This window comes from Burkholderia sp. BCC0419, from assembly GCF_902830285.1.
Lineage (GTDB): Bacteria > Pseudomonadota > Gammaproteobacteria > Burkholderiales > Burkholderiaceae > Burkholderia.
Genome location: NZ_CADESR010000007.1, coordinates 247,831 through 273,198 on the forward strand (window position 1 = coordinate 247,831; position 25,368 = coordinate 273,198).

The window sequence follows — 25,368 nt, forward strand, 5'->3', positions numbered from 1 at the left end:
GCGCGCCGCGCTCCGGGGCGGCACCTCGCCCGCGCCCGCGCGCGGGCCAGATTGCCCTTAAATGACCGAATTCAACGACACCCAACAGCAGCTCTCGAAGTTCCGCCTGCGCGTCGCGGCGGCGGGCGTGTTCGTGTTCGTCTGCTTCGGGCTGCTCGCGAGCCGCTTCTTCTACCTGCAGCTGATGCAGCACGGCAAATACGCACTGCAGGCCGAGGAAAACCGCATCTCGGTCGCGCCGATCGTGCCGAACCGCGGGATCATCACCGACCGCAACGGCGTGATCCTCGCGAAGAACTACTCGGCGTACACGCTCGAGATCACGCCGTCGAAGCTCGACGACACGCTCGACAACACGATCGACAAGCTGTCCGAGATCATCCCGATCGACGCCCGCGACCGCCGCCGCTTCAAGAAGCTGCAGGAAGACTCGAAGAACTTCGAGAGCCTGCCGATCCGCACGCGGCTCACCGACGCGGAAGTCGCGCGCTTCACCGCGCAGCGCTTCCGCTTCCCCGGCGTCGACGTGCGCGCGCGGCTGTTCCGCCAGTACCCGCTCGGCATGACCGCCGCGCACGTGATCGGCTATATCGGCCGGATCTCGAAGCGCGACCAGGATCGCATCGACGCGATGAGCGACGACAACGACAGCGACCAGGAACACTACGATCCGCGCCGCGACGCGAACAACTACAAGGGCACCGACTACATCGGCAAGATCGGCGTCGAGCAGAGCTACGAGACCGAGCTGCACGGGCTGACGGGCTTCGAGGAAGTCGAGGTGACGGCCGGCGGCCGGCCGGTGCGCACGCTGTCGCGCACCCAGGCGACGCCCGGCAACAACCTCGTGCTGTCGCTCGACATCGGGCTGCAGCAGGTTGCCGAGCAGGCGTTCGCCGGCAAGCGCGGCGCGCTCGTCGCGATCGAGCCGAAGACGGGCGACGTGCTCGCGTTCGTGTCGTCGCCGAGCTTCGACCCGAATTCGTTCGTCGACGGCATCGACCAGCAGACCTGGGACGAGCTGAACAACTCGCCCGACAAGCCGCTGCTGAACCGCCCGCTGCACGGCACCTACCCGCCCGGCTCGACGTACAAGCCGTTCATGGCGCTCGCGGGCCTGACGCTCGGCAAGCGCACGCCGGGCTGGGGCTTCCAGGATCCCGGCTACTTCACGTTCGGCGGCCACACGTTCCGCAACGACGTGCGCTCGGGCCAGGGCTGGGTCGACATGAACAAGGCGATCATGGTGTCGAACGACACCTACTTCTACATGCTGGCGCGCGACCTCGGCGTGAACGCGATCGCGAACTTCATGAAGCCGTTCGGCTTCGGCCAGATCACCGGGATCGACATCCAGGGCGAGGCGCGCGGGATCCTGCCGTCGACCGACTGGAAGAAGAAGGCGTTCAAGAAGGCCGCGCAGCAGAAGTGGTTCGACGGCGAGACGATCAGCCTCGGGATCGGCCAGGGCTACAACTCGTTCACGATCCTGCAGCTCGCGCACGCGACCGCGACGCTCGCGAACAACGGCGTCGTGATGAAGCCTCACCTCGTGAAGGAAGTCGAGGATCCGATCTCGCGGGCGCGCCACCTGACCGTGCCGAAGGAAAGCGAGGTGATCCCGCTGAAGGCGGGCGACATCGACGTCGTGAAGCGCGGGATGGAGAACGTGATCGAGAACCCGTCCGGCACCGCGTACAAGGTGTTCCGCGGCGCGCCGTACCTCGCCGCCGGCAAGACCGGCACCGCGCAGGTGTTCTCGCTGCAGGGCTCGAACTACAAGGGCCACCTGCTCGCCGAACACCTGCGCGACCACGCGCTGTTCATCGCGTATGCGCCGGTCGACCACCCGCAGATCGCCGTCGCGCTGGTCGTCGAAAACGGCGGCTGGGGCGCCCAGGCCGCCGGCCCGATCGCGCGTCGCGTGCTCGACTACTACCTGGTCGAGCGCCAGAACCCGAGGAACGAAGCCGCGGCCGTGGCCGCCGCCGCGTCGGCGACCGAGCCGGTAAGCGCGCCCGTGGTCGGCGACACCGCGAAGCCCGCCACCGTCGCGGCCGGCTTCACCGCGCTGCCGCAGCCGGTCGTGCCGTCGGCGGCCAGCGCGGCCGAGGCGGCATCGGCCGCGTCGGCTGCCTCGGGCGCCTCGGATACGGCCGGCGCCAGCGCCACGGCGCCCGCCGACGCGAGCGCCGCGGCGCCGAAGGCCGCGAGCCTGCCGCCGATCCGGCGCCCGCACCGGCCGCGCCGGCCCGCCAGCGACGCGCAGCCGCTCGTCGCCACGCCGCGGGACGACAACCACCGTGCGACGGCCCCCGCGAAAGCGGCGGACGCCGGCACCGCTCATTAACGGAGAAAGGCATGCAATTCGACAAGCGCGCCTGGCTCGACAAGATCAAGCAGATGTTCGCGGGCTTCGACCGCCCGCTCGCCCTCATCGTGTTCCTGCTGCTGTGCGTCGGCATCGTCACGCTGTACAGCGCGTCGATCGACATGCCGGGCCGCGTCGAGGACCAGTTACGCAACATCCTGCTGACGTTCGTGCTGATGTGGGTGATCGCCAACATCCCGCCGACCACGCTGATGCGCTTCGCGGTCCCGCTCTACACGTTCGGGGTCACGCTGCTGATCGCCGTCGCGCTGTTCGGGATGACCAAGAAGGGCGCGAAGCGCTGGCTGAACGTCGGCGTCGTGATCCAGCCGTCCGAAATCCTCAAGATCGCGACGCCGCTGATGCTCGCGTGGTACTACCAGCGCCGCGAAGGCGGGCTGCGCTGGTACGACTTCGTCGCCGCGTTCGCGATCCTGCTGGTGCCGGTCGGGCTGATCGCGAAGCAGCCCGACCTCGGCACGGGCCTGCTCGTGTTCGCGGCCGGCTTCTTCGTGATCTACCTCGCCGGCCTGTCGTTCAAGCTGATCGTGCCGGTGCTCGTCGCGGGCGTGATCGCGGTCGGCTCGATCGCCGTGTTCGAGGAACGCATCTGCCAGCCCGACGTGCAGTGGCCGCTGATGCACGACTACCAGAAGCACCGCGTGTGCACGCTGCTCGACCCGACCTCCGACCCGCTCGGCAAGGGCTTCCACACGATCCAGGCCGTGATCGCGATCGGCTCGGGCGGCGTGCTCGGCAAGGGCTACCTGAAAGGCACGCAGGCGCACCTCGAATTCATTCCGGAAAAACACACCGACTTCATCTTCGCGGTGTTCTCGGAGGAATGGGGGCTCGCCGGCGGGCTCGTGCTGCTGACGCTGTACATGGCGCTGATCGCGCGCGGGCTCTACATCGCCGCGCAGGGCGCGACGCAGTTCGGCCGGCTGCTCGCGGGCTCGCTCACGCTCGCGTTCTTCGTCTACGCGTTCGTCAACATCGGGATGGTGAGCGGCGTGCTGCCGGTCGTCGGCGTGCCGCTGCCGTTCATGAGTTACGGCGGCACCGCGCTCACGACGCTCGGCATCGCGATCGGGATGATCATGAGCGTCGGGCGGCAGCGGCGGCTGATGAAGAGCTGACCGCGCGGCCTGCACCGCGGTACACGAAAACGGCACCCCGGGGCGCCGTTTTTCATTGGGCGAGGGCCGCTTACTGCGGCGGCGCGTGCGGCTTGCCTGGCTCCGCGCCGGCGCCCGATGCCGGCGTCGGCGCCTTCAGCCGCGCGCTCAGCTCCTTGAATTTCAGCCCGGCCGTCTCGTCGCCCTGCGCGGCCGCCGCCGCGTAATACGCGCGCGCGATGTTCAGGTTCTGCGCGACGCCGTCGCCGCCGCGCTCGTAGAACGACGCGGTCACGTACTGTGCGATGGGCTCGCCCGCGTCGGCGGCCTGCTTGTACCACGCGAACGCCTGACGGTTGTCGCGCGGCGTGCCGCGCCCGTCGAGGAACTGGTTCGCGAGCGACAGCTCGGCCTGCACGTGCCCCTGCTTCGCGGCCCGCAGGAACCAGCGATGCGCTTCGGCCGGGTTGCGCGCGACGAACTCGCCGTCGTCGAACATCCGGCCGTACACGTACTGCGCATGCGACATGTTCGCGTCCGCCGCGCGCTTCAGCCAGCGCAACCCTTCGTCGACGTTCGCCGTCACGCCTTCACCCGTCAGCAGCATCATCGCGTAGTTGAACTGCGCGAGGCGATCGCCGCGCTCGGCCGCATCGTGGAATTGCACGAGCGCCGCGCGATAGTCGCCGGCGTTGTAGTCGGCGACCGCCGATTGCGTCTCGTGCGATGGATCGGGCTTCGCTTGCGGCGCGCCCTGCGCGGCGGCCGCCGCACACGCGGCCCACAGGCCGACCATCGCCCCGATCCGCGCGCGCCTGCGGCACGCACCGTCTGCGCCGTTCATGACCGTACCTCCTGCAACGCCTGCCGCGTCGCGCGCAACAGCCAGCTCACGTCGGCCGACACCGTGATCATCCGGTAACCGGCCTCGCGATACTGGCGCGCGGCCGCCGTATCGCCGGCGAAGATGCCGACCGCGACGCCGGCCTGCTTGCCGGCCGCGAGCACGCGCGCCATCGCGGTTTCGACGTCCGGGTGGCGGATATCGCCGAGATGCCCGAGGCTCGCCGCGAGATCGGCCGGGCCGACGAACAGGCAATCGACGCCGGGCGTCGCCGCGATCCGCTCGACTTCGTCGACGCCGCGCGCCGATTCGATCTGCACGACCACCGCGACTTGCGCATTCGCCGTCTGCAGGTAGTCGCGGCGCATGCCGAACGCCGCCGCGCGTACCATGCCCGCCACGCCGCGCAGCCCGTCGGGCGATTCGGGCGACGGGAAGCGCGTGAGCCGCACCGCGTGCGCGGCGTCGTCGGGCGTCTCGATACACGGGAACATCAGCGTGCGTGCGCCGGCGTCGAGCGCGCGCTTCACGAGCCACGGCTCGCGCGCCGGCACACGTACGACCGGCTCGCTCGGCAGGTGCGCCGCGGCGATCGCGCGCAGTTGCGACGCCACGTCGCGACTGTCGTTCGGCGCATGCTCCATGTCGATGCAGAGCCAGTCGTAACCGGCATGCGCGAGCGCTTCCGCGGCCGAGTCGCTGCCGAGCGAGAGCCACAGGCCATACAGCGGCTCGTCACCGTCGCACAGGCGTTGTTTGAGGGAATTGGTGAGCGTGCTCATCGATACGGCCTCCGAAACGGAACGGCAATCGAACGGGACAAGCAACAGGCGAAGCGAAACGCACGCCGCCGGGCAATCGAAGCATGGCGGCGGCGGCAGATCGCGCGCCGGAGAACGTGAGTCGGCCCGGGACGGCCGATCTGACAACGCAGGCCGCGCAATGGCTCACGCGAGCGTTTTTCGGCGCCGCACGACGATCATAGCGCGGCGGGGTGCTCAATGCGGGAACAGACGGGGGAAGCCGTACCGACGCGGCGCGGAGGAGGCGAGGCCGCGGTGCGCGGCGACGGGCAGCCCGCGCCGGACGGCGGGGCTGCCTCGCGGGAAGGCAGGATCAGCGGCCGGGCTGGCGCTCGACGTCGGCCCAGCAGTTCGGCGTTTCGTACAGGCGCACGCGCTCGAGACGCAGATTCACGCCGTAGTGCGCGTCGTACACGTTCGCGAGGAGGTCGAACGCGATCGCCGCGAGGTTCTCGACGGTCGGGATCCGGTCGAGCACGACGGTCTTGTGGTCGGCCATCTGCTCGAGGAACGAGCGCACGACCTCGTCGCGCGCATAGACCAGGAACGCGTGGTCCCACTTGCTGACGAGGTGCTCCATCGCGAGCGCCTTCACGTCGGCGAAATCCATCACCATGCCGCGGTCGGGCGCCCCCTCGGTATCGACGAGATCGCCGCGCAGCGTGATTTCGAGCACGTAGCGATGGCCGTGCAGGTTCCGGCACTGGCTGCGGTGATCGGGGATGCGGTGGCCCGCGTCGAATTCGAGTTTTCGGGTAATCAGCACGATGTCAAAAGCCGTGGCTCAGGGAATGTTCAGATATTTATGGGTCTGCATCGACAGCCGCCACTGCGGATGACGCTTGCACCAGTCGATCGCGAGCTTCGTATTGAGGTCGCGCGACGGGCCGTCCATCGGCTGGACCAGGAAGTACTCGAAGTCGAGCTTCGCGTAGTCGGCCAGCCGCTGGTTGTCCTGCGGAACGACGACCTTCAGTTCGTTGCCCTTCGTGACGACGAGCGGCGCATCGGCCTTCGGGCTCACGCAGATCCAGTCGATCGATTCGAGCACCGGCAGCGAACCGTTGGTCTCGATCGCGATCTCGAAGCCTGCCGCATGCAGCGCGTCGACGAGCGGCTGGTCGAGCTGCAGCATCGGCTCGCCGCCCGTGCAGACGACGAAGCGGTGCGCTTCGCCCTCCGGCCACAGGCCGGCGATCGTCGCGACGAGCGCCGCGGCGTCCTTGAACTTGCCGCCGTTCTCGCCGTCGGTGCCGACGAAGTCCGTATCGCAGAAGCGGCACACGGCCTCCGCACGATCCTCTTCGCGGCCCGACCACAGGTTGCAGCCGGCGAACCGGCAGAACACGGCCGGCCGGCCCGCATTCGCGCCCTCGCCCTGCAACGTGTAGAAAATTTCCTTGACCGCGTAAGTCATCGTGCTTCGTCCGGCTCGCGCCGCTCGTTGTCGATCAGAATCCGTTGTCCATCAAGCGCCGCCGGCGCAGCCGCGTCACAGCGGCGCTTCGGTCACCCGCTCGCCCTTCAGGTAGGCCTCGTAGCCGCGCTTGCGCAGCTTGCAGGCCGGGCATTCGCCGCAGCCGAAGCCCCAGTCGTGCAGTTCCGCGCGCTCGCCCACGTAGCACGTGTGCGTCTCGACGCGGATCAGTTCGACGAGCGCCTCGCCGCCGAGCTGTTCGGCGAGCTGCCACGTCTGCGCCTTGTCGAGCCACATCAGCGGCGTCTCGAGCACGATGCGCGTATCCATCCCGAGATTCAGCGCGACCTGCAGCGCCTTCATCGTGTCGTCGCGGCAGTCCGGATAGCCCGAAAAATCGGTCTCGCACATCCCGCCGACCAGCACGCGCAGCCCGCGGCGATAGGCGATCGCCGCGGCGATCGTCATGAACATCAGGTTGCGGCCCGGCACGAACGTGTTCGGCAGGCCGTTTGCCGTCGTCTCGATCTCGATCGTACGCGTCATCGCGGTGTCGCTGATCGCGCCGAGCACCGACAGGTCGATCATGTGATCGTCGCCGAGCCGGTCCGACCACGCCGGAAACTTGTGCTTCAGCGCTTCGCGCACGCCTTCGCGACACTCGAGTTCGACGCGATGACGCTGGCCGTAATCGAAGCCGAGCGTCTCGACCGTCTGGTAGCGTTCGAGGGCCCATGCCACGCACGTGGCGGAGTCCTGCCCGCCGGAAAACAACACGAGCGCGCCGTCTTTAGCGTCTGTCCGAATCACCGTGATACTCCGTGAATATGTAGGCTCGCGTCGCACTGCGCCTCGAGGCCGGCTGCCGCCGGGCGGCCCGACGCGGCCGGCCTGCGCCGGCTCGACCAGTATAGGCAGCGCGATCGGCCGCGAATGCGGCGGCGCGCTTATACCGCTCATCGCGCGGCATCGTTGCCGCGCGCCACGGCAGGCGCGCCGCGGGCAGCCTGCCATGCGCATGAAGCGATGCGCTAAGTCATTGAGCGGGCACGGATTTTATCACGCCCCGGCGAATGCTGCCGGGCTCGCCGCCCACGACACGCGATACCCACCACAAACGAAAAACCCCAAGAACCTTCCGATTCTTGGGGTTTTAAATGCTGGTGGCCTGGGACGGAATCGAACCATCGACACGCGGATTTTCAATCCGCTGCTCTACCAACTGAGCTACCGGGCCAACGAAGAATGAAAGTATATCGAGCCCCTTTCACTTGAGCAAGGGGTTTCGCAAAATATTTTTACAGCGCGCCTTCGGACGGCTTCTTGCCGAGCTCGACGCCGAGCTGCTTGAGCTTGCGATACAGGTGCGTGCGCTCGAGGCCCGTCTTCTCCGCGACGCGCGTCATGCTGCCGTTCTCGCGCGCGAGGTGATATTCGAAGTACGCGCGCTCGAACGCATCGCGCGCTTCGCGCAACGGGATGTCGAACGGGATCGCGGCCGTCTGGCCCGCGAGGCCGAGCGCCGACGCCATGTCGTCGCCGAGCGTCGGCAGCGCCGCCGCGGACGCGACCGCCGCCGGCCCCGCGGCCTGCCCGCCGCCCGCCTTCGCCGCCGCGTTCGCGGACACCGGTGCCGCGCCGCGTGCGAGACCGTGCTCGACCGACTTCAGCAGCTTCTGCAGCGCGATCGGTTTCTCGAGGAAATCGAGCGCGCCGATCTTGGTCGCCTCGACGGCGGTATCGATCGTCGCGTGCCCGGACATCATGATCACGGGCATCGTCAGCAGCCCCTGCGCCGCCCATTCCTTGAGCAACGTGACGCCGTCGGTATCGGGCATCCAGATATCGAGCAGCACGAGATCGGGCGCCTGATTCAGCCGGTATTCCCGCGCGGCCTGCGCGTTCTCCGCCGCCTCGACGACATGTCCTTCATCGCTGAGGATCTCCGAGAGCAATTCCCGGATGCCCATTTCATCATCTACCACCAGGATGGTTGCCATTTACGCTGCCTTTGTCTGCTCACTTGCTTTTGTCTTGGCGGGAGTCGCCCCGTCCTGTGCGCCCGGTTCGGCGCCTGGCGTATCGCTCGCCATCTGCAGGAAGAGGATCGACACCTGCGCACCCTCGACGGTCTCGCCGTGCATGCGATTGCGCAGATCGATCCGCGCACCGTGCTCGTCAACGATTTTCTTGACCGTGGCCAGCCCGAGCCCCGTGCCCTTCGCCTTCGTCGTCACGTAAGGCTCGAACGCGCGGGTCAGGATGCGTGCCGGAAAACCGGGCCCGTTGTCGGACACGGTCAGGCGTACCGCGACGCGCGTTTTGCCTTCGGCGTCGGGATCGCCATATTCTACTGTCTTGGTTTCGATCAACACACGCGGATGCGCGGACTCCGCAACCGAATCCAGCGCATTCTGCAGCAGGTTGTGAATCACCTGGCGCAATTGCGTCGCGTCGCCGCGAATCACCGGCAGCGACGGCGCGAGCTCGGCGACGATCGGGTTCTTGCCTTCGCCGACGCCGTACAGCCCGAGCACCTCGCTCGCCAGTTCGTTCAACTGCAGGTTCGCGAGCACCGCCGGCGGCGTGCGCGCGTATTCGCGGAAATCGTCGACCATCCGCTTCATCGCGGCCACCTGGTTCACGATCATCGTCGCGCCGCGCTTGAGCACGTCCGCATCGGACGGCGCGAGCTTGTCGGACAGCTTCATCTGCAGCCGCTCGGCCGACAGCTGGATCGGCGTCAGCGGATTCTTGATCTCGTGCGCGAGCCGCCGCGCGACCTCGCCCCACGCGACCGAACGCTGCGCGGAAATCACGTCGGAGATGTCGTCGAACACGACGACGTAACCGGACGTCTGCGGATCGTCGGCCTGCCCCTCGACCGTCGACACGAGACGCGTGCCGCGCACGAGCAGCGTCAGCGGCTCGGTTTCGCCCGGCACCTCGATCGCGAACTGCTGCTGCCAGTGACCGCGATCGCCGCTGCCGCCGTCGGACGCCGCCTCGCGATCGGCGAACGCCTTGCGCACCATCGCGCCGAACCCGGCGGCCACGCCGATCCGGTCGAGCGTCGTGCCGATCAGCGAGTTGAACGGCTGCCGGAAGATCCGCTCGGCGCCGCGATTGGCCGTCGTCAGCCGGAACTGGCGGTCGAGCACGAACACGCCGGCCGTCAGGTTCGCGAGGATGCTCTCGAGATACGTCTTCGAATGCTCGAGCGCGATGCGGTTCTTCTCGACCGCGAGCCGCGCCTCGGACAACTGGCGCGTCATCGCGTTGAACGACTGCGTGAGGAAGCCGAGCTCGTCGCGCGTCTTGATCTCGCGCTTCGGCGTGTAGTCGCCTTCCGTGATCTCCTTCGTGCCCTGCGCGAGCAGGAACAGCGGCCGCGCGAGCTGCTGGCCGAGCGCGAGCGCGAGCATCATCGCGATGAAGGTCGCGAGGAACAGCGCGAGCGTCAGCGTGCCGATGTACATCTTGCGCAGCCCCGTGCGACCGAGCGACTTTTCCTGGTACTCGCGGTACGCGCGCTGCACGGCGTCCGCGTTGTGCGCGAGCCCGGGCGGCACCGGCTGCGTCAGCTGCAGGAATCGCTCCGCCGGCTGCAGCAGCGACGTCGTCGCATCGGGAATCGGCCGCACGACGCGCAGCCGCAGCGGGCCCTTCGCGCCATGCGCGCGCGGGTCGCCGTCGACTTCGCCCTCGATCGCCGCATACGCGCCGTGTTCGCGCGCCTGGCTCAGCATCAGCGGCGTCGGCAGGTCGTCCGGAATCAGCGCCGCGAAATTGCCCGACGCCTGCGCGACGATGTGCAGGTCGGGCGCGGCGCCCGAGCCGCCGCGGCTCGGCTCGACGATCGTCGCGTCCTGCATGCCGAACTGGTCGCGCAGCCGCAGCAGCGTGAGCGTCGTGCCGTTCGTGTTCGCATCGACGCTCGCGAGCTGGTCGGACATCAGCCGCGCCTTCGTCTGCAGGTCGGACAGCGACGCATCGAGCATCCCGCGGCCGAGGTTCAGGCCGGCCGTCAGCGCGGTCTCGACGTTCACGTCGAACCACGATTCGATACTGCGCGACACGAACTGGTACGACACGATGTAGATGATCCCGCCCGGCACCACGCCGACGAGCGCGAAGAACACCGCGAGCTTCGCGAGCAGCCGCGTGCCGAACTTGCCCTTCCTGAGGCGCACGACGATCATCCCGATCAACCCGAGCACCACGAGCAGGAACACGAGCGCGACGACGATGTTCGTCGCGTACAGCCACGAGTAGTAACGGTCGAAGAATTCGGTGTTCGCGCTCGCGGCCGCGAGCAGCACGAGCAGCAGCAGCGCGGTCAGCGCGACGGTCGAGACGATCACGCGAATGAGGAGGCTCTTCCCGCTGGCCGCGCGGCGTACTTTATTTAGCACGTTCGGTCACCGTGAAGTTGAAGCGCTTCCAGTCCGACCCGAGCGTCCAGTCGCGGTTGTTCACGGCATCGACCTGGAACGGCTTCGGCATCAGCGCCGTATCGAGCTGCATCCGCACCGACGCCGTGTAGGTTTCGCCCGCGCGCACCTGGTTGCGGTCGATCACGTGCCACGACGTGATGTGGCGGATCACCGCGAGCGCATCCTTCAGCGACGGGAAGCCGAGTTGCAGGCCGCCCGTCGACACGCGGTACTCGCGCGTGAGCGGCTGGAACGACAGGCGGATCGTCTGCGTGACCGCCACCGGCTGCTCGTCGAACCAGTACCAGCGCGCGCGGCTCAGTTCGAAATCGGTCGTGAAGTAAAGCGGGATGCCCTTGTTGACGGCATCCTCGAGGTTCGGATTCAGCTCGAAGTCGAAACGCGCGTCCAGGCTCCAGCCGCTTCCGTCGGACTGGAGCGATGCGCGCTGCACGGCGATCGATTCGGCATGCGCCGGCCGGACGACGGCCAGGCACAGCGTCAACGCGACCAGCAAGACGGCCGCGAGCCGAAATGGAAAAAGGTGTTTGATCGTCACCGTTTCTGAAACCGCGCGTAGAAAAATCCGTCGTGATCGGTGTTCTGGTCGAGTGCGCCGGCGGCCGCCCGTCCCTGCACGCCGCCCGGCAGCAGTTGGCCGGGGGCGTCCAATCGTACCGCATCTTCGCAGGCCGCTTCAAACCAGCGGGCCTGCAATTCGCCTTCTTCGGGGAAGATCGAACAGGTCACATAAAGCAGTTCGCCGCCCGGCTTCACGAGCGGCCACAGCGCCGACAGGATGCGACGCTGCTCCGCGACCAGCGCCGGGATGTCGGCCTCGCGGCGCAGCCAGCGGATGTCGGGGTGCCGCCGCACGATGCCGGATGCCGAGCACGGCACGTCGGCCAGGATGCGATCGAATGGGCGCCCGTCGTACCACGCGTCCGGCGCGCCCGCGTCGCCGACGCACACGTTCGCGGCAAGCGACAGGCGCACGAGATTCTCGCCGATCCGCGCCGCGCGCGTCGCGTCGCTTTCGAGCGCCACGACGTCCGCATCGGCGAGTTCCAGAATATGGCCGGTCTTGCCGCCGGGCGCCGCGCACGCGTCGAGCACGCGCATGCCGTCGCGCACGCCGAGCCATTCGGCCGCGAGCTGCGCGCCAGCGTCCTGCACCGACACCACGCCGTCGGCGAATCCCGGAATGCGATCCACCGGCAGCGCCGACGCGAGCCGCACCGCATGCCGGCCGATCGCGGTCGCGTCGATCCCGCTCGCACGCAGCGTATCGAGATACGCATCGACGCTCGCGCGGCGCGCATTCACGCGCAGCGTCAGCGGCCCCTGACGCTCGCCGGCCGCGAGGATCGCCTGCCACGCGTCGGGCCAGGCGCGCTTCACCGCATCGACCCACCACGCACGGTAATTCCAGCGCGCGACCGGGTCGTCCTGCATCGCCGCGACGAGTGCGTCGCGCTCGCGCAGGAAACGGCGCAGCACCGCGTTGACCATCCCCTTCGCGAACGCGCATTCGCGCCGCGCACCGATGACGGTGACGGCCTGGTCGACCACCGTGAACGCCGGGTACGCGGCGTCGTCCGCCGGGTCGAGCAGCAGCGCGAACGCGCCGGCGAGCACCGCGTGCACGTGCGCGGGCGGCGCCTTGCTGACGAACTTGCCGATCAGCCAGTCCGCGCTGCCGAGGCGGCGCATCGTCCGGTAGGCGACGTCCTGCGTCGCGCCGCGCGCGAGTGCCTGCGCACCGGACGGCATCTGCGCGAATACCGCCGACAGTGCCGCCGGCAACGCGGTGCCGCGTCGCACCGCATCGACCGCCTGCGCGGCCGCGTCGAGCGCGAAGCCGAGCGAATCGGGCGCCAGGTGCAGCGCGGCCAGGCGCGCGGGGCGGCCGGAAGAAGTCGGAGCGGAAGAACGGGGTCGTGTCATCGGTGCGGAATCGGCAAACAGGCGCGGCAATCGGGTGCGGCAAACAAATGCGGCAAACGGCGGGATCGCAACCGCCACATGGCCCTGCGATCCCAAACCGCGCATTGTAGCGTGCGGCCATGCTGTCCCTTTGGCCCCTTTACGGCGCGCACAAACGAAACACCCCGCAGCGCGAAGCATGCGGGGTGGCGGGGCGGCCTCCGCGCGGCAACGACCGCGCGGTACGCCGGGGGTCAATCGAAGCGGCCGGTGCGCGCCATCTCCATCAGGCGCGCGATGCGCTCCTCGGTGGCCGGGTGCGTCGAGAACAGGTTCTGCAAGCCGCCGCCGTGCAGCGGGTTCATGATCATCATCTGCGCGGTGGCCGGATGCGCCTCGGCCGCCTGGAACGGGATGCCCGCCGCATAGCGATGGATCTTGTCGAGCGCGGTGGCCAGCGACTGCGGATCGCCGGAAATCTGCGCGCCGCCGCGGTCGGCCTCGAACTCGCGGGCCCGCGAAATCGCCATCTGGATCAGCGCGCCGGCGATCGGGGCGAGCAGCGCGACCGCGATACCGGCGATCGGGTTGGCCGGCCGGCCGTTCTCGTCGCGCCCGCCAAAGAACATCGCGAAGTTCGCGATCGCCGAGATCGCGCCCGCCATCGTAGCGGTGATCGTCGAGATCAGGATGTCGCGGTGCTTCACGTGCGCGAGCTCGTGCGCCATCACGCCGCGCATCTCGCGCTCCGACAGCACGCGCAGGATGCCCGTCGTCGCGGCGACCGCCGCGTGCTCGGGGTTGCGGCCCGTCGCGAACGCGTTCGGCGCATCCTCGTTGATCAGGTAGACGCGCGGCATCGGCAGGTTCGCGCGCGTGGCCAGCTCGCGCACCATCCGGTAGAACTGCGGCGCCGTGTTCTCGTCGACTTCCTGCGCGTTGTACATGCGCAGCACCATCTTGTCCGAAAACCAGTACGAGAAGAAATTCATGCCGAGCGCGAACAGCAGCGCGATCGTCATGCCGCGCGAGCCGCCGATCATCCCGCCGATCACGATGAACAGGGCCGTGATCCCGGCCATCAGCATCGCCGTTTTGACCCAATTGAACATACCCACTCCTTATCCGTCAGGGGACCCGCCGCGCTTTACAGCGCACGGCAGAAAATTGTAAGCGATTTGTTAGATAAGGTCTTGCCGGAAAAATTCAATCTCAATGTTGCGAGCTTGCAAGACGCAGGCCGAGGCCGACGAAAGCGCTGCCGACCGTGCGGTCGAGCCACTTCTTGACGCCCGGCTTGCCGGAAAAGCGCTGCGTGACGCTGCCCGCCACCCACGCAACGAGGCTCGTCCAGACCGTGCTCATCGCGACGAACACCGCGCCGAGGGTCAGGAACGCCCATGCCTTGTGCGGGCTATCGGCCGACACGAACTGCGGGAAGAACGACACGAAGAACAGCACGACCTTCGGATTCAGCACGTTGGTCCAGAAACCCTGCATGAACAGCTGGCGCAGCGGCTTGGCGGCCGCGGCCTGCGCGGCTTTGGCGCCCGACGGCGCGGCGGCCTGCTTCGCGATGATCATCCGCACGCCGAGATAGATCAGGTACGCGGCGCCGACCAGCTTGATCACCGTGAACGCGGTAGCCGACGCCGCCAGCAGCGCGGTCAGGCCGAATGCACATGCCAGCGCGTGGACGCAGCAGCCGGCCGAAATACCGAACGCCGACATCAGCCCCGCGCCGCGCCCCTGCGCGACGCTGCGGCCGACGATGTAGGCCGTATCGGGGCCGGGCGTGATGTTCAGCAGGAAAACCGCGAACACGAAGAAGCCGAAATGGGTGATGCCGAACATGAAAACCTCGAAACCGGAGAGCGCAGGGAAATTCTACGCGTGCCTGCGGCCCCGCGCGACTCGGCCGTCCGGCCAGTTGCGCGGCGCCGGCAAACCGGGTCGAATGGCGCTCAGGCCGTGTCAGTCAACGTCGGGCAACGCGAACCGCTGGCCCGCGGCGAGGGGCGAACCGGCGAGGAATTCGCGCGCGGGCAGCCGCTTGCCGCCCGGCTTCTGCAACTGGGTGACACGCAGCGCGCCGCTGCCGCATGCGACCACCACGCCTTCCGGCGCGGCTTCGACGATCGTGCCGGGCGCCGCGTCGCCGCGCGCCGCCACGGGCTCGGCCGCCCACAGCTTGATGGCCGCCCCGTCGAGCGTCGCGACGCCGCCCGGGAACGGATCGAACGCACGCACCTGGCGCGCGAGTACGTCGGCAGGCTTGCGCCAGTCGAGCGACGCTTCGTGCTTGCCGATCTTTTCCGCGTAGGTCACGCCGTCGGCCGGCTGCGGCGTCGCCGGCAGCGTGCCGTCGCGCTCGAGCCGCACGAGCGCGTCGACGATCAGCCGCGCGCCGTCGGCGGCAAGGCGGTCGTGAAGCGTCGCGGTCGTATCGTCGGGCGCGATCGCGATGCGCGCCTCCTCGATCATCGCGCCGGTGTCGAGGCCGACGTCCATCTGCATCAGCGTGACACCCGTCTCGGCGTCGCCGGCCTCGATCGCACGATGGATCGGCGCAGCGCCGCGCCAGCGCGGCAGCAGCGACGCGTGGATGTTGATGCAGCCGGCGCGCGGGATGTCGAGCACCTCCTGCGGCAACAGCAGGCCGTACGCGGCCACCACCATCACGTCGTGCGGCGTCGTGCGCAGCAGCTCGATCGCGTCGGCCGCCTCCGCCGGGTACTTGCCCGCGCGGCGCAGCGACGGCGGCTGCGCGACGGTCATCCCGTGCTCGACGGCGTAGCGCTTCACGGCGCTCGCCTGGAGTTTCATCCCGCGCCCGGCCGGGCGATCGGGCTGGGTGAGCACGAGCGGCACCGGGAAACCGGCCTCGTGGATCGCGGCAAGGGCAGCCGCGGCGAATTCCGGCGTGCCGGCAAAAATCACGCGCAACGTATGGGTCATGACAGCGTTCGGGGTCGGGCTGGGCGTACGCGCGTCACATCGCGCGTTCGAGTTTCTTCATCTTCGTCTTGATGCGCGTCTGCTTGAGCGGCGACAGGTATTCGACGAATACGCGGCCCATCAGGTGATCCATCTCGTGCTGGACGCACACGGCGAGCAGGCCTTCGCAGTCGAGCTCGAACGTCTCGCCCTGCTCGTTGAGCGCGCGCACGCGCACGTGGTCGGGGCGTTCGACTTCGTCGTAGATGCCGGGCACCGACAGGCAGCCCTCTTCATAGATCTGCTTCGCGTCGCTCGACCACACGATCTCCGGGTTGATGAACGCGCGCAGCTCGTTCTTCTCCTCGGAGATGTCGATCACGATCACGCGCTCGTGCACGTCGACCTGGGTGGCCGCCAGGCCGATGCCGGGCGCTGCGTACATGGTCTCGGCCATGTCGGCGACGAGCTTGCGGATCCGGTCGTCGACCTTGTCGACGGGCTTCGCGACCTTGTGCAGCCGCTTGTCGGGGTAATGAAGAATATTGAGCAAAGCCATGGTGTTCGGTATTCGGTGGAGCGGCGTGCCGCATCGGCCATCCGGCCGGCTGGCGCCGCCGCCGGGATGCAATGAAGATGAGGCGGATGCGTGGCATATCAATGCCGCGGATCGCGCCTCCTGCAATCGGCCGGGCGCCTGCGCGCACGGCCCTGTCGAGTATTTCGGATGATGAAAATTTTATCATGGCGCCACGCACTCCGCTGGCCGCCGCATTCGAGGGCAGCCTCATGTCGCCGCAAGCGCTGACGCCCGCCGCGCTGCGCGCATGGCTGCAGCTCGCGCATGCGCCCGGCCTCCCGCCCGCCGTGCTGCAGGCGCTGCTCACGGCATTCGGCTCGCCGGCGGCGCTGCTGCGCGCGTCCGACGAGGCCATCGGCGCCGTGACCAGCCCCGCCGCCGCGCAAGCCGTGCGCGCGAGCGAACGCGACGATCTCGATACGCGCACCGACGCCGCGCTCGCCTGGCTCGACGGGCCGGGCAACGTGCTCGTCACGCTGAGCGATCCGACCTACCCGCCGCGGCTGCGCGACCTGCACGATCCGCCGCCGCTGCTATATGTAAAGGGGCGGCTCGACCTGCTGCACGCACGCGGCCTCGCCGTGGTCGGCAGCCGCCATGCGACGCCGCAGGGGCTCGCCGACGCAACGCATTTCGCCCACGCGTTGTCCGACGCGGGTCTCACGATCGTCTCGGGCCTCGCGCTCGGGATCGACGGCGCCGCGCATCGTGGCGGGCTCGACGGCCGGGCGGGCACCGTCGCGGTGATCGCGACGGGCGCCGATCTCGTCTATCCGGCGCGGCACCGCGCGCTCGCCCACGAGATCGCCGCGCACGGCGCGATCGTGTCGGAATGGCCGCTCGGCACGCCGGCCCGCGCCGCGCATTTTCCACAGCGCAACCGGCTGATCGCCGCGCTCGCGATCGGCGTGCTCGTCGTCGAGGCCGCCCCGCGCTCGGGCTCGCTGATCACCGCGCGGATCGCGAACGAACTGGGGCGCGATGTGTTCGCTCTGCCCGGTTCGATCCATGCCCCGCTCGCGCAGGGCTGCCACGCGCTGATCCGCGACGGCGCAAAGCTCACCGCGGCGCCGCTCGACGTGCTCGAGGAATACGGGCTGGGCGAGCCGGCGGCGCGCACAACGGGCGGCGCGGCGCGGGCCGGCAACCCGCACGCGAACTCCGGCGAAATCCGCGTGCCCGACACTGCCGGCGTCGCGCAAGCGGATCGCGCCGTCGCGGCCGCCGCGCCGCCCCGAATCGCAGCCCCGCCACCGGGCGATCCATCGGAACAGGCGGTGCTCGCCGCCTTGGGATACGGCCCCGTGACGTACGAATGGCTCGCCGAGCACAGCGGCCTGTCCGACGACGTGCTGCATGGCGCGCTGCTTGCGCTGGAACTGGCCGGCCGCATCGCGAGCGTCGCCGGCGGACGCTTCGCGCGGCTTGACGCGGCGCCCACCCCCTCCGCGCGGGGCGTGCTACATTCCCCGCCATAGGGGCGGCCCGGCCGCCGACGCTACCCAAGGAATTCCATGCCCGCGCTGAATCTCGACACCGATGCGGATCGGATCGCCGAGCGCCTCGCCGATCCCGGCACGTTGCTGGTCGCCTGCCTGTGCGCCGAGTGGTGCGGCACGTGCCGCGACTACCGGAGCGCCTTCGACCAGCTCGCCGACGCGCATCCGGACGCCTGCTTCGCCTGGATCGACATCGAAACCCATGCCGACCGGCTCGACGATCTCGACGTCGAGAACTTCCCGACCATCCTGATCGAGGATGCCCATACCGCACGCTTCTTCGGCACGGTGCTGCCGCACGCGGCGATCGTCGAGCGCATGCTGTCCGACCTGAGCGCGGTGCCCGGTGCGCCGCACGCACCGAAATTGCGCGACGTCCTGAACGTCGAAGCCTGAATTCGCGGGCCGGCGCGGCGGTCTTGCGCAGGTTTGCGCGCCCCGCCGCGCCGGGCGCTTGCCGCCGTTGCAGCCCCCCTCTATGATGAGCCGCTTTTTTACACGCCGAGCCGCCGTCGCTGCCGCGTGTGCTATAAAGCCGTCGTAAAAGGGACCCACACCGGCGTACCCGGTCTACCAACACACACCTGTCATGTCCAAAGCACTGATCATTGCGGAAAAGCCTTCTGTCGCGAACGACATCGCACGCGCTTTGGGCGGCTTTACCAAGCATGACGAGTATTACGAGAGCGACGATTTCGTCCTTTCGTCCGCTGTCGGCCACTTGCTGGAAATCGCCGCCCCGGAGGAATACGAAGTCAAACGCGGGAAATGGAGCTTCGCGCATCTGCCCGTCATTCCCCCGCATTTCGACCTGAACCCGATCGCAAAAAGCGAGTCGCGCCTCAAGGTGCTCACGAAGCTGATGAAGCGCAAGGACGTCGACCGCCTGATCAACGCATGTGACGCGGGGCGCGAAGGCGAGCTGATTTTCCGGCTGATCGCGCAGCATGCGAAGGCGAAGCAGCCGGTCCAGCGCCTGTGGCTGCAATCGATGACGCCGCAGGCGATCCGCGACGGGTTCGCGAACCTGCGCAGCGACTCGGACATGCAGCCGCTCGCCGACGCCGCACGCTGCCGCTCGGAAGCCGACTGGCTCGTCGGGATCAACGGCACGCGCGCGATGACCGCGTTCAACAGCAAGGGCGGCGGCTTCTTCCTGACCACCGTCGGCCGCGTTCAGACGCCAACGTTGTCGATCGTCGTCGAACGGGAAGAGAAAATCCGCCGCTTCATCCCGCGCGACTACTGGGAAGTGAGGGCCGAATTCGCATGCGCGGGCGGCTTCTACGAAGGCAGGTGGTACGACCCGAAATTCAAGCGCGACGAATTCGATCCGGAAAAGCGCGACTCCCGTCTGTGGAGCCTGCCGGCCGCCGAAACGATCGTCGCCGCCTGCCGCGACCAGGTCGGCACGGTGTCCGAGGAATCGAAGCCGTCGACGCAACTGTCGCCGCTGCTGTTCGACCTGACGAGCCTGCAGCGCGAGGCGAACGGCCGCTTCGGCTTCTCCGCGAAGAACACGCTCGGCCTCGCCCAGGCGCTGTATGAAAAGCACAAGGTGCTGACCTACCCGCGTACCGACGCGCGGGCGCTGCCGGAAGACTACCTGTCGACGGTCGAGTCCACGCTCGAGATGCTCAAGGAGAGCAACAACTATCTGCCGCATGCGAAGCAGGTGCTCGACAAGGGCTGGGTGAAGCCGAACAAGCGGATCTTCGACAACTCGAAAATCAGCGACCACTTTGCAATCATCCCGACGCTGCAAGCGCCGAAATCGCTGTCCGAGCCGGAGCAGAAGCTGTACGACCTGGTCGTGAAGCGCTTCCTCGCGGTGTTCTTCCCGGCGGCCGAATTCCGCGTGACGACCCGGATCACCGAAGTCGCCGGCCATCACTTCAAGACCGAAGGCAAGGTGCTCGTCGAGCCGGGCTGGCTGCAGGTGTACGGCCGCGACGCCGAAGGCGCGGACGCGAACCTCGTGCCGGTGCAGAAGGACGAGAAGGTGAAGACGGACGAGATCGCCGCCGTCGCGCTGGTGACGAAGCCGCCCGCACGCTACTCGGAAGCGACGCTGCTGTCCGCGATGGAAGGCGCGGGCAAGCTGGTCGAGGACGACGAATTGCGCGAGGCGATGGCCGCGAAGGGCCTCGGCACGCCGGCGACGCGCGCGGCGATCATCGAAGGCCTGCTCGGCGAGAAGTACCTGCTGCGCGAGGGCCGCGAACTGATCCCGACCGCGAAGGCATTCCAGCTGATGACGCTGCTGCGCGGCCTCGGTGTGAAGGAACTCACGGCGCCCGAGCTCACCGGCGAATGGGAATACAAGCTGTCGCAGATGGAACGCGGCAATCTCGGTCGCGACGCGTTCATGCAGGAAATTGCCCGCATGACGCAGCAGATCGTCAAGCGCGCGAAGGAATACGATTCCGACACGATCCCCGGCGACTACGCGACCCTCCAGACGCCGTGCCCGAACTGCGGTGGCCAGGTGAAGGAAAACTACCGCCGCTTCGCGTGCACGAAGTGCGAGTTCTCGATCTCGAAGATCCCGGGCAGCCGGCAGTTCGAGATCCCGGAAGTCGAGGAGCTGCTGCAGAAGAAGGAAATCGGGCCGCTGTCCGGCTTTCGCAGCAAGATGGGCCGCCCGTTCTCGGCGATCCTCAAGCTGTCCTTCGACGACGAGACGAAGAACTACAAGCTCGAGTTCGATTTTGGCCAGGACCAGGGCGGCGAGGAAGGCGAAGCACCCGACTTCTCCGCGCAGGAACCGGTCGGCGCGTGCCCGAAGTGCAAGGGCCGCGTGTTCGAGCACGGCATGAGCTACGTGTGCGAGCACTCGGTGGCGAACCCGAAGACCTGCGACTTCCGCTCGGGCAAGGTGATCCTGCAGCAGGAAATCACGCGCGAGCAGATGGGCAAGCTGCTTGCCGACGGCCGCACGGATCTGCTGCCGGGCTTCAAGTCGTCGCGTACCGGCCGCAACTTCAAGGCGTTCCTCGTGAAGCAGCCGGACGGCAAGATCGGCTTCGAGTTCGAGAAGAAGGAGCCGAAAGCCGCCGCCGCGAAGAAGACGGCCAAATCGGCGACGAAGGATGCCGAAACCGTGACCGAAGGCGCCGAAGAGAAACCGGCACCGGCCCGCAAGACCGCCGCCCGCAAGACGACGGCACGCAAGACGGGTTCGTGACGGCCCGGCCGCCGGGCGCCGCTTGCGGCGCGCCCGGCGCCGGCACGCAGCCATAAAAAAACGCGGATCGATCGATCCGCGTTTTTTATTTGTGCCGGCCGTCGCGCTGCCGGCGCCGAGCCGTTACAGCGGCGACGGCACCGCCACGCGCGTGCGCGGCGAGCGCGCAAGACGCGGCTGCAGGTTCGGATCGGTCGATTCGGGCTGCTCGGCACGCATCTCCACGCCGATCGGCGGCAGCGTCGCGCCCTGCGCGGCCCACTGTTCGCCGATCGTCGCGTCGGTCGAGTGGCTGAAATGCTCGACGAGGTGGTCGATGAACGTGCGCACCTTCGCCGGCAGATGGCGCCGGCTCGGGTAGGCGATGTTGATCTCGACCTGCGGCAGCCGGAAATCCGGCAGCAGCCGCACGAGCGCGCCGCGCGCGATGTCGCTGCCGATCAGGTAGCTCGGCAGGATCGCGACGCCCATTCCGAGCAACGCGAACTGGCGCAGCATCGCGGTGTTGTTCGCGACGATCACGTTGGTCGGGCGCACGCGCACTTCGCCGTCCGGCCCCGTGAACACGCGCTCGTCGCCCCAGTATTCGGTCGGCAGGCTCAGGGCCGGATGCTCGGCGAGCTGCTCCGGATGAATCGGCACGCCGTGCTTCTCCAGATAGCTCGGCGTCGCGCACACGGTCATGCAACCGGTGGTCAGACGCCGCGTGACGATGCTCGCACTGCGCATCTGGCGCGTGACGACGATGCCGACGTCGAAGCCTTCCTCGACGAGATCGACCTGCCGGTCGACCAGCGTGAGATCCGGCACCACTTTCGGGAAATTCTCCGTGTACGACTGCAGCACGGGGGCGAGGTTGTGCAGGCCGAACACGACCGGCGCAACGATGCGCAGCGTGCCGACTGGCTCGTGATTGCGCGCGACGACCATCTGCTCGACATCCTCGAGCTCGTCGAGGATCTGGCGGGCACGCTCCAGATAGACCTGACCCGACTCCGTCAGGGAGAGGCTGCGCGTGGTGCGGTTAAGCAAACGCGTGCCGAGACGGCCTTCCAGATCGGCGACGTGGCGCGTCGCGACCGCGTTGGAGATATCCATTGCGCTCGCGGCCCGCGCGAAACTGCCGAGATCTGCAACCTTGACGAACACGCGCATCGACTGCAAATGATCCATAAATGACTCCTGCCGCTGTTACAACTTCAAAAAGATGAAGCAAATGCGTAATTCTCCTACGACAGCGGAAATGATGCAGAGTTGCTCAACAAGGGGCCGGTTGACGATAAAAATAGTCAAAAATCCTCGGCCTCTGCGGATAGTTGATCCAATTATTCTGCTTGCAGCAACAATTGGGTGAACCTCGTCGAGTAAGTGGCCGAATCAGGAAGGACGTGTTTGATGCGACACAACAGCGCACCCCTCTGCACGGCGCGCGAGCGGCGCCGGGGGTGGCTGGCGCCGATTGCGGCGGAGCGTAACAACCTGTTAAAAAGACACTACGCAGGCGGCCGACGTAGCATCATGTCGGCCCCGGCCGGGCGGAACGGGCGCGCAAGATGCGCCGCCGCCCCCGCCGCTTTCAACGCGCGACACCCCGTTCACCATGAAAATTGCCATCCTTGACGACTATCAGGACGCCGTCCGCAAGCTGAACTGCTTCGAGATGCTCGCCGACCACGACGTAAAGGTCTTCAACAATACGGTGCGCGGCCTGGGACAGCTCGCCAGCCGTCTGGCGGAAGTCGAGGCGCTCGTGCTGATTCGTGAACGAACCCCGATTACTTCACAGCTGCTCACCAAGCTGCCGAACCTGCGCATGATCAGCCAGACCGGCCGCGTGTCGAGCCACATCGATCTCGAAGCGTGTACCGACCGCGGCGTCGCGGTGCTCGAAGGCACCGGTTCGCCGGTCGCGCCCGCCGAGCTGACCTGGGCGCTCGTGATGGCCGCCCAGCGCCGCATTCCGCAATACGTCGCGAACCTGAAGCAGGGTGCGTGGCAGCAGTCGGGCCTGAAGACGTCGGCGATGCCGCCGAACTTCGGCCTCGGCCAGGTGCTGCGCGGCCAGACGCTCGGCATCTGGGGCTACGGCAAGATCGGCCGGCTCGTCGCCGGTTACGGCAAGGCATTCGGGATGAACGTGCTGATCTGGGGCCGCGAGCATTCGCTCGAAGCCGCGCGCGCCGACGGCTATACGGCCGCCGAGAGCCGCGAAGCACTGTTCGAGCAGAGCGACGTGTTGTCGCTGCATCTGCGCCTGCACGACGACACGCGCGGGATCGTGAAGCAGGAAGACCTGATGCGGATGAAACCGACGTCGCTGCTCGTCAACACGAGCCGCGCCGAGCTGCTCGAGGAAAACGCGCTCGTCAACGCGCTATCGCACAACCGTCCGGGGATGGTCGCGATCGACGTGTTCGAGAGCGAGCCGATCCTGCAGGGCTACAGCCTGCTGCGGATGGAAAACGTGATCTGCACGCCGCACATCGGCTACGTCGAACGCGAAAGCTACGAGCTGTATTTCAGTGCCGCATTCCGCAACATTCTCGCGTTCGACGACGGCGACATGTCGAGCGTCGCCAACCCGGAAGCGCTGACGCCGATCCGCAAGCGCTGATCGCACGGGCCGCGCGCCGCGCGGCCCCGACGTTTCATTCCCGATCGTCAGGCGGCCACGCGGCCGCCCGTCATCGTGCCGACGCGCGTGAGGAAATGCTCGCCGTCGCGCCGCCCGAGATCGTACGCATGCCGCATCTGCGACGGGCTCGTGTAATCCCAGCTCGAAATCGGTACCTTGCTCGACGGCTGCACGTACAGCCGCCGCTGGTCGCCATGCGCGACCGTGAACATCTGCGGACGCGGATACAGCCGCGTGACGAGCACCAGCACGTCGCCCGGCGACGGGTCGAGCGCATCGACCGGCACGTTGTCGACCATCCCGCCGTCGAGCACCGGCCGGCCGCCGCGCCGCAACACCGGCGTGAACGGCGGCGTGCAGGACGACTGCAGGATCAGGTCGGCGAGTTCGTCGACTTGCGTGCAGGCCTGCGCGCGCACGAATTCGGGCCGAAAGCCGAGCGTGCGCCCGAGCGTCGGGTGCAGCGTCTTGCGCACGTACTTTTCGATGTTGTACGCGACGAGGCCGGCGGCGACCGCGCTGCGCGCGCCGAGCCAGCGCGGCACGTGCGACACGCCGATGCGGATCTCCGGCGCCGCGGCGAGCTTCGCGAACGGCTCGCCGTAGATGTCGAGCAGCGCCTGGCGGTAGATCCGGTAATGCGGAAACACCGGCTCGCGCCCGAACAGGTTGCCCCAGTACGCGTTCTTCCGGTTGTGGCGCAGCGCCTCTTCGTAATAGCGCATCACCCATGCGGCGTCGCGCGTATACAGCATGCATGCGGTGGCCGCGCCGGCCGAGATGCCGGTGATCACGCGCGGGCGCAGGCCGAGGGCCGGCTGCGCGACGTCCCAGAAGCCGGCCTGCCACCAGCAGCGATTGCCGCCGCCCGCAAAGACGATCTGGTCGAACATCGCGCCGCTCAGCTGACGAGCGCGTAGGTCGACGTCGCGTGGACGGCCATCTTGCCGTCCTCGTCGAACAGCTCGACTTCGCCGAACACGAGGTTGCGGCCCATCCGCAGCACGCGTGCGGTGACGAGCACGTCGCCCTTGCGCACGGGACGCATGAAGTTCGTGTTCAGCGACACCGTCGTCATCGGCCGGAATTCGCCGAGCGCGGCCGAGATCGCGACCACCATCGCGGTGTCGGCGGCCGCCGTGAACACCTGGCCGCAGATCACGCCGCCCGAATGGCGGAACTCGCCGGAAAACGGCAGGCGCAGCGTGACGCTGTCGTCGCCGATCGACACGGGGACCAGACCCAGCGAGCGGACCCACGGGGCCAGCAGGCGATCCAGCAATTCGCGGACTGCGTTTTCGTCCATCTTCGAATGTCCAGAAAACGTTGCGCGACCGCCGCGCAACGCGTGTGGCGTCATCATACCGGGAGCGCGCAAACTGCGGCCGCTCGTTACCGCGCCGGCAGCCGCCGCCGTCTTGACGAAATATTTTCAGGAAATTTGCAGAAAGGGCTTGCCAAGCCTGAAATACTCACGCATAATCTTTCTTCTGTTGGGGGCGTTAGCTCAGTTGGTAGAGCAGCGGACTCTTAATCCGTAGGTCGAGTGTTCGAGTCACTCACGCCCCACCAGGAATTCCAAAGGCCGGTCAGCGAAAGCTGACCGGCCTTTTCC

General features: G+C 67.8%; 22 protein-coding genes and 2 tRNA genes. 7 read left to right on the forward strand and 17 right to left on the reverse strand.

Annotation, left to right across the window (positions count from 1 at the left end; all coding sequences use genetic code 11):
• Positions 1-61: 61 nt before the first annotated feature.
• Both mrdA and rodA read left to right on the forward strand, forming a co-directional pair.
• On the forward strand, positions 62-2,350 hold the full coding sequence (gene mrdA / locus HWW87_RS27980) for a penicillin-binding protein 2 (RefSeq protein ID WP_175823020.1): 2,289 nt from the start codon (positions 62-64) through the stop codon (positions 2,348-2,350).
• An 11-nt stretch (positions 2,351-2,361) separates the two neighbouring features.
• The gene (gene rodA / locus HWW87_RS27985; protein WP_175823021.1) at positions 2,362-3,510 is read left to right on the forward strand and encodes a rod shape-determining protein RodA; all 1,149 of its coding nucleotides are present in this window, start codon (positions 2,362-2,364) and stop codon (positions 3,508-3,510) included.
• Between the two features lie 70 nt (positions 3,511-3,580).
• Here the strand turns inward: rodA and HWW87_RS27990 are convergent, their stop codons facing one another.
• The 14 genes from HWW87_RS27990 to def all read right to left on the reverse strand — a co-directional run bounded on the left by HWW87_RS27990 (position 3,581) and on the right by def (position 16,411).
• Positions 3,581-4,333, reverse strand: a complete 753-nt coding sequence (locus tag HWW87_RS27990) for a tetratricopeptide repeat protein (RefSeq protein WP_175823022.1) — start codon at positions 4,331-4,333, stop codon at positions 3,581-3,583.
• Positions 4,330-5,115, reverse strand: coding sequence for an aldolase/citrate lyase family protein (locus HWW87_RS27995; RefSeq protein ID WP_175823023.1), 786 nt, complete (start codon positions 5,113-5,115; stop codon positions 4,330-4,332). Before HWW87_RS27995 ends, HWW87_RS27990 begins: the two co-directional genes overlap by 4 nt.
• A gap of 334 nt (positions 5,116-5,449) precedes the next feature.
• Positions 5,450-5,902: a 6-carboxytetrahydropterin synthase QueD gene (gene queD / locus HWW87_RS28000; RefSeq protein ID WP_175823024.1), complete on the reverse strand. Its 453-nt coding sequence runs from the start codon at positions 5,900-5,902 to the stop codon at positions 5,450-5,452.
• Between the two features lie 18 nt (positions 5,903-5,920).
• Entirely contained in the window at positions 5,921-6,553 is a 633-nt protein-coding gene (gene queE / locus HWW87_RS28005; protein ID WP_006482565.1) for a 7-carboxy-7-deazaguanine synthase, read from the reverse strand.
• Positions 6,554-6,628: 75 nt separating this feature from the next.
• Positions 6,629-7,363 (reverse strand): 7-cyano-7-deazaguanine synthase QueC, encoded by a 735-nt coding sequence (gene queC, locus HWW87_RS28010; protein WP_175823025.1) that lies wholly within the window; start codon positions 7,361-7,363, stop codon positions 6,629-6,631.
• Between the two features lie 351 nt (positions 7,364-7,714).
• Positions 7,715-7,790: transfer RNA gene (locus tag HWW87_RS28015), tRNA-Phe, on the reverse strand.
• 61 nt (positions 7,791-7,851) lie between these two features.
• Positions 7,852-8,553: a response regulator transcription factor EsaR gene (esaR, locus tag HWW87_RS28020; RefSeq protein ID WP_006495385.1), complete on the reverse strand. Its 702-nt coding sequence runs from the start codon at positions 8,551-8,553 to the stop codon at positions 7,852-7,854.
• A complete protein-coding gene (gene esaS, locus HWW87_RS28025) occupies positions 8,554-10,968 on the reverse strand; it encodes a sensor histidine kinase EsaS (protein ID WP_174388631.1) in 2,415 nt (804 codons plus the stop codon). It abuts the gene before it with no gap.
• The gene (locus tag HWW87_RS28030; protein ID WP_175823026.1) at positions 10,958-11,548 is read right to left on the reverse strand and encodes a DUF4390 domain-containing protein; all 591 of its coding nucleotides are present in this window, start codon (positions 11,546-11,548) and stop codon (positions 10,958-10,960) included. The genes esaS and HWW87_RS28030 overlap by 11 nt, the downstream gene beginning before the upstream one ends.
• Positions 11,545-12,936, reverse strand: coding sequence for a 16S rRNA (cytosine(967)-C(5))-methyltransferase RsmB (rsmB, locus tag HWW87_RS28035; protein WP_175823027.1), 1,392 nt, complete (start codon positions 12,934-12,936; stop codon positions 11,545-11,547). Before rsmB ends, HWW87_RS28030 begins: the two co-directional genes overlap by 4 nt.
• 233 nt (positions 12,937-13,169) lie before the next feature.
• Complete coding sequence (gene htpX, locus HWW87_RS28040) at positions 13,170-14,027, reverse strand: zinc metalloprotease HtpX (RefSeq protein ID WP_174388628.1); 858 nt, start codon at positions 14,025-14,027, stop codon at positions 13,170-13,172.
• A gap of 100 nt (positions 14,028-14,127) precedes the next feature.
• Complete coding sequence (locus tag HWW87_RS28045; RefSeq protein WP_175823028.1) at positions 14,128-14,769, reverse strand: LysE family translocator; 642 nt, start codon at positions 14,767-14,769, stop codon at positions 14,128-14,130.
• Between the two features lie 120 nt (positions 14,770-14,889).
• Positions 14,890-15,873, reverse strand: coding sequence for a methionyl-tRNA formyltransferase (gene fmt / locus HWW87_RS28050; RefSeq protein ID WP_175823029.1), 984 nt, complete (start codon positions 15,871-15,873; stop codon positions 14,890-14,892).
• Positions 15,874-15,907: 34 nt separating this feature from the next.
• Positions 15,908-16,411, reverse strand: coding sequence for a peptide deformylase (def, locus tag HWW87_RS28055; protein ID WP_174388625.1), 504 nt, complete (start codon positions 16,409-16,411; stop codon positions 15,908-15,910).
• 185 nt (positions 16,412-16,596) lie between these two features.
• Here def and dprA point away from each other — a divergent pair, with 185 nt between their 5' ends.
• The 3 genes from dprA to HWW87_RS28070 all read left to right on the forward strand — a co-directional run bounded on the left by dprA (position 16,597) and on the right by HWW87_RS28070 (position 21,118).
• Positions 16,597-17,910: a DNA-processing protein DprA gene (gene dprA / locus HWW87_RS28060; protein ID WP_175823030.1), complete on the forward strand. Its 1,314-nt coding sequence runs from the start codon at positions 16,597-16,599 to the stop codon at positions 17,908-17,910.
• A 36-nt stretch (positions 17,911-17,946) separates the two neighbouring features.
• Entirely contained in the window at positions 17,947-18,327 is a 381-nt protein-coding gene (locus HWW87_RS28065) for a thioredoxin family protein (protein WP_174388623.1), read from the forward strand.
• A gap of 193 nt (positions 18,328-18,520) precedes the next feature.
• The gene (locus HWW87_RS28070) at positions 18,521-21,118 is read left to right on the forward strand and encodes a DNA topoisomerase III (protein WP_175823031.1); all 2,598 of its coding nucleotides are present in this window, start codon (positions 18,521-18,523) and stop codon (positions 21,116-21,118) included.
• Positions 21,119-21,241: 123 nt separating this feature from the next.
• On the opposite strand, the gene HWW87_RS28075 is transcribed toward HWW87_RS28070, so the two are convergent.
• Positions 21,242-22,291, reverse strand: coding sequence for a LysR family transcriptional regulator (locus tag HWW87_RS28075; RefSeq protein WP_175823032.1), 1,050 nt, complete (start codon positions 22,289-22,291; stop codon positions 21,242-21,244).
• Positions 22,292-22,718: 427 nt separating this feature from the next.
• Here HWW87_RS28075 and HWW87_RS28080 point away from each other — a divergent pair, with 427 nt between their 5' ends.
• Complete coding sequence (locus HWW87_RS28080; RefSeq protein WP_175823033.1) at positions 22,719-23,732, forward strand: D-2-hydroxyacid dehydrogenase family protein; 1,014 nt, start codon at positions 22,719-22,721, stop codon at positions 23,730-23,732.
• A 47-nt stretch (positions 23,733-23,779) separates the two neighbouring features.
• Here the strand turns inward: HWW87_RS28080 and HWW87_RS28085 are convergent, their stop codons facing one another.
• Both HWW87_RS28085 and HWW87_RS28090 read right to left on the reverse strand, forming a co-directional pair.
• Positions 23,780-24,646: a patatin-like phospholipase family protein gene (locus HWW87_RS28085; RefSeq protein WP_175823034.1), complete on the reverse strand. Its 867-nt coding sequence runs from the start codon at positions 24,644-24,646 to the stop codon at positions 23,780-23,782.
• 8 nt (positions 24,647-24,654) lie between these two features.
• Entirely contained in the window at positions 24,655-25,059 is a 405-nt protein-coding gene (locus HWW87_RS28090; RefSeq protein ID WP_027785770.1) for a PaaI family thioesterase, read from the reverse strand.
• 190 nt (positions 25,060-25,249) lie between these two features.
• Here HWW87_RS28090 and HWW87_RS28095 point away from each other — a divergent pair.
• Positions 25,250-25,325 (forward strand) — tRNA-Lys (locus HWW87_RS28095).
• Positions 25,326-25,368 lie beyond the last annotated feature (43 nt).